General features: G+C 70.9%; 7 protein-coding genes. 6 read left to right on the top strand and 1 reads right to left on the bottom strand.

Translation table 11 applies throughout. The annotated features are described in order from the left end of the window. The first annotated feature begins 160 nt into the window (after positions 1 to 160). From ABZ444_RS51215 to ABZ444_RS51190, 6 genes are all read left to right on the top strand, one after another. Positions 161 to 730, top strand: coding sequence for a hypothetical protein (locus ABZ444_RS51215; RefSeq protein WP_358012645.1), 570 nt, complete (start codon positions 161 to 163; stop codon positions 728 to 730). Positions 731 to 866: 136 nt separating this feature from the next. After that, a complete protein-coding gene (gene pafA, locus ABZ444_RS51210) occupies positions 867 to 2,225 on the top strand; it encodes a Pup--protein ligase (protein ID WP_125642647.1) in 1,359 nt (452 codons plus the stop codon). A 119-nt stretch (positions 2,226 to 2,344) separates the two neighbouring features. Further along, positions 2,345 to 3,253 (top strand): FKBP-type peptidyl-prolyl cis-trans isomerase, encoded by a 909-nt coding sequence (locus ABZ444_RS51205; RefSeq protein ID WP_358012643.1) that lies wholly within the window; start codon positions 2,345 to 2,347, stop codon positions 3,251 to 3,253. A gap of 94 nt (positions 3,254 to 3,347) precedes the next feature. Further along, positions 3,348 to 4,271: an FKBP-type peptidyl-prolyl cis-trans isomerase gene (locus tag ABZ444_RS51200; RefSeq protein ID WP_358012641.1), complete on the top strand. Its 924-nt coding sequence runs from the start codon at positions 3,348 to 3,350 to the stop codon at positions 4,269 to 4,271. Between the two features lie 19 nt (positions 4,272 to 4,290). After that, positions 4,291 to 4,938 (top strand): helix-turn-helix domain-containing protein, encoded by a 648-nt coding sequence (locus ABZ444_RS51195; protein WP_358012639.1) that lies wholly within the window; start codon positions 4,291 to 4,293, stop codon positions 4,936 to 4,938. 33 nt (positions 4,939 to 4,971) lie between these two features. Beyond that, complete coding sequence (locus ABZ444_RS51190) at positions 4,972 to 5,451, top strand: DUF3291 domain-containing protein (protein ID WP_358012637.1); 480 nt, start codon at positions 4,972 to 4,974, stop codon at positions 5,449 to 5,451. Here ABZ444_RS51190 and ABZ444_RS51185 read toward each other — a convergent pair. Then, the coding region (locus ABZ444_RS51185) for a DUF3866 family protein (RefSeq protein WP_358012646.1) at positions 5,397 to 5,554 on the bottom strand (158 nt) is incomplete at its 5' end. The genes ABZ444_RS51190 and ABZ444_RS51185 overlap by 55 nt on opposite strands.

The raw sequence follows: 5,554 nt of genomic DNA, 5'->3' as shown, positions 1-5,554 counted from the left end.
GGGTTGTAATGTGTGGGCATAGCCGGATCGGGGGGGGGCCCGCCAGGGCCCCCCCCGCCCTGTCCCATGAGGCCCGCGCCCGCCACAGGGGCCGCGCTGTGTGACCTGTATCACCGGCGTGGCGGTGAACCCCGGGGCGCGAGGTGGGATCTCAGCAAGCGTGAACACAACGATGCGCACCCTCCTCGCCGGCGGCACCGCCGCCGCCGCGCTGCTGGCCTCCGGCGTCGCCGCCCACGCGGCCACCGCTGCCACCGCCGCCACCACCAGCACGGCGAGCAGTGCCACCGCGGCCTACCCGGCGTACAAGAAGCCCGCGATCTTCGGCACGAGCTTCCAGGCCGACCCCGGCCACGACTTCACCAAGGGCATCCACTCCCGCCGCAACGGCATCCTGCGCGGCTGGATCACCGACGTGCGCGACGGCGTCGCCGAGTACGAGCCCATCAAGTGGAAGCGGTCCAAGACCACCGAGGGCTACTTCGTCGGCCCGCCCGAGGGCGACGTGACGGCCTACGCCTCCCCGATCGCCAAGGACGTCGTCTTCCTGTCGGCCTACGGCTGCAAGCCGGTGATGGCGGCCATGACCGTCGACCGCCACACCGGCCTGGGCGCCAAGCGCTGCCCCACGTCCGTCCTGGTCAAGCGGCACGACAAGCAGCGGCAGCCGTCCCTCATCACGGTGCACCAGGGCAAGATCGTCAAGGTGCAGGAGATCTACACCCCGTGATCCCGGCTCCGCGCTTCGCGGGGGCGGGCGCGGACCTGGTAAAACCCACCCAGCAAATCTGGCAAATGGGACGTCCGCCGGAAAACACCTGTGAAGATCTCTCCCGATCGCCGATCCGTGGGCATAGTGTGAGGTGATGGATCGTCGCATCTTCGGGCTGGAGAACGAGTACGGCGTGACCTGCACGTTCAGGGGACAGCGCAGGCTGTCCCCCGACGAGGTCGCGCGCTACCTGTTCCGGCGGGTCGTGTCCTGGGGCCGATCGAGCAACGTCTTCCTCCGCAACGGCGCACGTCTCTACCTCGACGTGGGCAGCCATCCTGAGTACGCAACACCCGAGTGTGACAACGTCATCGAACTCGTCACCCACGACAAGGCGGGCGAGCGCATCCTTGAGGGCCTTCTCGTCGACGCCGAGAAACGCCTGCGCGAAGAGGGCATCGCGGGTGACATCTACCTGTTCAAGAACAACACCGACTCGGCCGGCAACTCCTACGGCTGCCACGAGAACTACCTGGTGGGCCGGCACGGCGAGTTCGGCCGCCTGGCCGACGTGCTGATCCCGTTCCTGGTGACCCGGCAGATCGTGTGCGGGGCGGGCAAGGTGCTCCAGACGCCGCGCGGCGCCGTCTACTGCGTCTCGCAGCGGGCCGAACACATCTGGGAGGGCGTCTCCAGCGCCACCACCCGGTCCCGGCCGATCATCAACACCCGCGACGAGCCGCACGCCGACGCCGAGCGCTTCCGCCGCCTGCACGTGATCGTCGGCGACTCCAACATGAGCGAGACCACGATGCTGCTCAAGGTCGGCGCGACCGACCTGGTGCTGCGCATGATCGAGGCCGGCACGGTGATGCGCGACCTGTCCCTGGAGAACCCGATCAGGGCCATCCGCGAGGTCTCCCACGACATGACCGGCCGCCGCCGGGTGCGCCTGGCCAACGGCCGGGAGGCCTCCAGCCTGGAGATCCAGCAGGAGTACCTGTCCAAGGCCCAGGACTTCGTCGACCGGCGCGGCGGCGACGCCATCACCCGCCGGGTGCTGGAGCTGTGGGAGCGCACGCTGCGCGCGGTCGAGACCGGCGACCTCGACCTGGTCTCGCGCGAGATCGACTGGGTGACCAAATACCAGCTGATCGAGCGCTACCGCAAGAAGTACGACCTGCCGCTGTCCTCGCCCAGGGTGGCCCAGCTCGACCTGGCCTACCACGACGTCCACCGCAAGCGCGGCCTGTTCTACCTGCTGCAGAAGCGCGGCTCGGTCGAGCGGGTGGCCTCCGACCTGAAGATCTTCGAGGCCAAGTCGGTGCCGCCGCAGACGACCAGGGCGCGCCTGCGCGGCGAGTTCATCCGCAAGGCGCAGGAGAAGCGGCGCGACTTCACCGTCGACTGGGTTCACCTGAAGCTGAACGACCAGGCCCAGCGCACGGTGCTGTGCAAGGACCCCTTCCGCAGCGTGGACGAACGCGTCGACAAGCTCATCGCGGGCATGTGAGGAAACGGCCGGGGTGTGGTGTTTACCTCGGCCCTACCTCGATGTCAGGTAGGGTGACGCGAATCTGACGTCTTTTTCGAGGGAAATCCATGCGCCGCGCTCTGGCCGTACTGGCAGCCGTGCCTTTGATCTTCTTCGCCGCCGCGTGCGGCGACACCGACGCCGGGGCGAACGGAGGCGCCACCACCAGCACCGACTCGGCCGGGCTCACGGTCACCGGGAACGTGGGCGTCAAACCCACGGTGACCTTCCCCGCCGGCTCGCCGGCGACGAAGTCCTCCTACAAGGTGATCCAGCCGGGCACCGGCCCCGAGGTCAAGACCGGCGACAAGCTGATCGTCAACCTGACCGTCTACAACTGGGACGGCAAGGGCAACGCGATCCAGGGCTCCTCCTACGACACCAAGCAGCCCGAGACCGTCCCGGTCAACGAGCAGCTTCCGCAGGTGCTGCGCGACGGCTTCACGAAGGTCAAGCACGGCGGCCGGCTGCTGGCCGTGCTGGCCAACGACTCGGCTCCGGCGGGGCAGGCCACGGCAGGCGCCGAGCCGACGAAGGTGTTCGTGCTCGACGTGGTCGGCGCCCGGCCCGCCGCGATGAAGGCGGCCACGGGCAAGGAGACCGGCCAGACCCTCAAGGGCGTCAAGGTGGTCAACCCGGGCGGGGACAAGGCCCCGACGCTGACCACCAAGACCGACGAGAAGCCGTCCAAGGAGCTGGTGGTCAAGACCATCATCGAGGGCACCGGCGCCAAGGTGCAGCCCACCCAGACGCTGACGGTCCACTACACGGGCAAGATCTGGGGCACCGACAGCCAGTTCGACTCCAGCTGGGAGCGCGGCGAGCCGGCCGAGTTCCCGCTCGCGAACGTGATCCAGGGCTGGCAGAAGGGCCTGGCCGGGGTGCCGGTCGGCAGCCGGGTCGTCATGAGCATCCCGCCGGACCTCGGCTACGGCGACCAGGCCCAGGACAAGATCCCCGCCAAGAGCACGCTGGTGTTCGTGGTCGACGTGCTGGCGGCCTCCTGACCGGGTGATCTCCTGACGGGCCGTCCGACGACGCGGTAGCATCTCGTGGCCCGGTGGCGTCTCGCCGCCGGGCCATTCCGTCGTGGGAGGGCAGATGCGCCGCCGTACGATCGTGCCGTCGCTGGCGTCGCTGCTCCTGCTGGCCGCCTGCACGGGCCCGACGGCCGGCGACCCCGCCTCCAGGGCGGGCGAACAGCTCGACCTGAAGGTGGGCGGCGCGTTCGGCGCCCGGCCCACGATCGTCTTCCCCGCCGGCCGGCCCGCCGCCGATCTCCAGGTCGACGAGCTGACCACGGGCGGCGGCGACCGGCTGGGCGACGACGACGTCGCGGTCGTCCAGTACACCGCGCACGTCTGGGACGGCCGCGACAACCGTCTGGTCGACTCCAGCTTCAACCGGGGCGCCCCGGCGGCCTTCCCGGTGGGTTCGCTGCTGCCGGGGCTCGGCAGGGCGCTGCGCGGCCGTACGGTGGGCAGCAGGGTGCTCGCGGCGGTCCCGCCCGATCAGGGCTTCGGCGCCGCCCCGCCGCGTGGCGTCGGCCCGGCCGACGACCTGGTCTACGTCGTGGACATCCTGGGCGCCCATCGCAAGGGCGCCTCGGTCGAGGCAGCCGGCGGGTCGCTGGGCGGCGTCCGCGTGACCGGGGGCGAGCGGCCGGGGTTGTCGATCCCGTCCGCGGTGCCGCCGCGCGCCTTCGCCGCCAAGGTGCTGCGGCGGGGGAGCGGCAGCCCGGCGCAGGCCGGGCAGCTCCTGGTCACCCAGTACGAGGGCGCGATCTGGGCCCGGCGCAAGGTCTTCGACGCCACCTGGTCGACCGGCCTGCCGAAGGCGTTCCGGATCGGCGACGGCACCGTGATCAAGGCGTGGGACAAGGCGCTGGTCGGGGTGCCGGTCGGCAGCCGGGTGCTGATGATCGTCCCGCCCGCCTACGGCTACGGCGAGCCGGGCCATCCCGCGTACGGGATCAAGGGCTCCGACACCCTCGTGTTCGTCGTGGACGTCCTGGCCGCCTACTGAGGCTCCGTAGACTCCGGCTGTGAGCAGTGACGACGACCTGCAGGCGCTCGGCCTGCTGCACGACCCCGTGCGCCGCAGCCTGTACGAGGCCGTGACGGCCGGCGGCGGCGACGTCGGCAGGGGCGAGGCCGCCGAGGCGGCCGGCGTGTCCCGGACGCTGGCCGGCCACCACCTCGACAAGCTCGTCGAGGCCGGGCTGCTGGAGAGCGGCTTTCGCCCCCAGGACAGGAAGGGCCCCGGCAGCGGCCGCCCGGCCAAGGTCTACCGCAGGGCCAAGGGCGAGCGCACGGTCAGCCTGCCCCCGCGCGACTACGCGACGCCCGCCTCGGTGCTGGCCGACGTGGTGGAGCTGCTCGGCGCCGAGGAGCAGGCCGAGCAGGCGGCCCGCCGGGCGGGTGCGCGCATCGGCAGGGGGCGCGACGGCGAGCCCGTCGACCGCGTGCTGCGCGAGCGCGGCTACGAGCCCTACGACGAGGGCGGCGCGCTGCGGCTCCGCAACTGCCCCTTCCACCTGCTGTCCCAGGAGCAGCCGCTGCTGGTGTGCTCGATGAACCTGGCGCTGTGCCAGGGGCTGCTGGAGGGCATGGGCGAGGACCCGGGCAGGGCGCGGCTGGATCCGAGGCCGGGGGAGTGCTGCGTCTCGCTTTCTAAAACAAATGAAGATTGACATAGAAGCCGCGAGAGTGATGTGCTGAGCCCCATGCATCTGGCCCAGCTCAACGTCGCGCACCTGCGCGCGCCCATCGACGCCCCCGAACTCGCCGAGTTCGTCGCCCTGCTCGAACCCGTCAACGCCGTCGCCGACGAGGCCCCCGGCTTCGTGTGGCGGATGAAGGAGAGCGAGAGCGACCCCACCGCCACCGTGGTGCACGGCTACGGCGACCACCTGCTGATCAACTTCTCGGTGTGGGAGTCGCTGGAGACCCTGTGGGACTTCACCTACCGCAGCGTCCATCTGGGCGTGCTGCGCCGGCGCAGGGAATGGTTCCTGCGCGTGGCCGAGCCGTACATGGTCATGTGGTGGGTGCCCGAGGGGCACATCCCCTCGCTGGCCGAGGGCATGCGGCGGCTGGAACGCCTCAGGACCGAGGGGCCGAGCCCCGAGGCGTTCACGTACAAGGACTCCTACGCCAGCAGCGAGGCCGCCAGCCTGCCCGCCGCCGCCGAGGTCAGGAAGTAGGGCAGGTCCTCCTCCAGGCCCCTGCCCATGGTGGACAGCTTCACGGGCGCGGCGCGCAGCGCCTCGTGCAGGCCGTCCACCGGCACCGGCACCAGCCGGTGCC

This window comes from Nonomuraea sp. NPDC005730 (assembly GCF_040630865.1).
Lineage (GTDB): Bacteria > Actinomycetota > Actinomycetes > Streptosporangiales > Streptosporangiaceae > Nonomuraea.
Note: the sequence above shows the minus strand (reverse complement) of the source record. Positions and strands in the feature narration are given on the sequence as shown.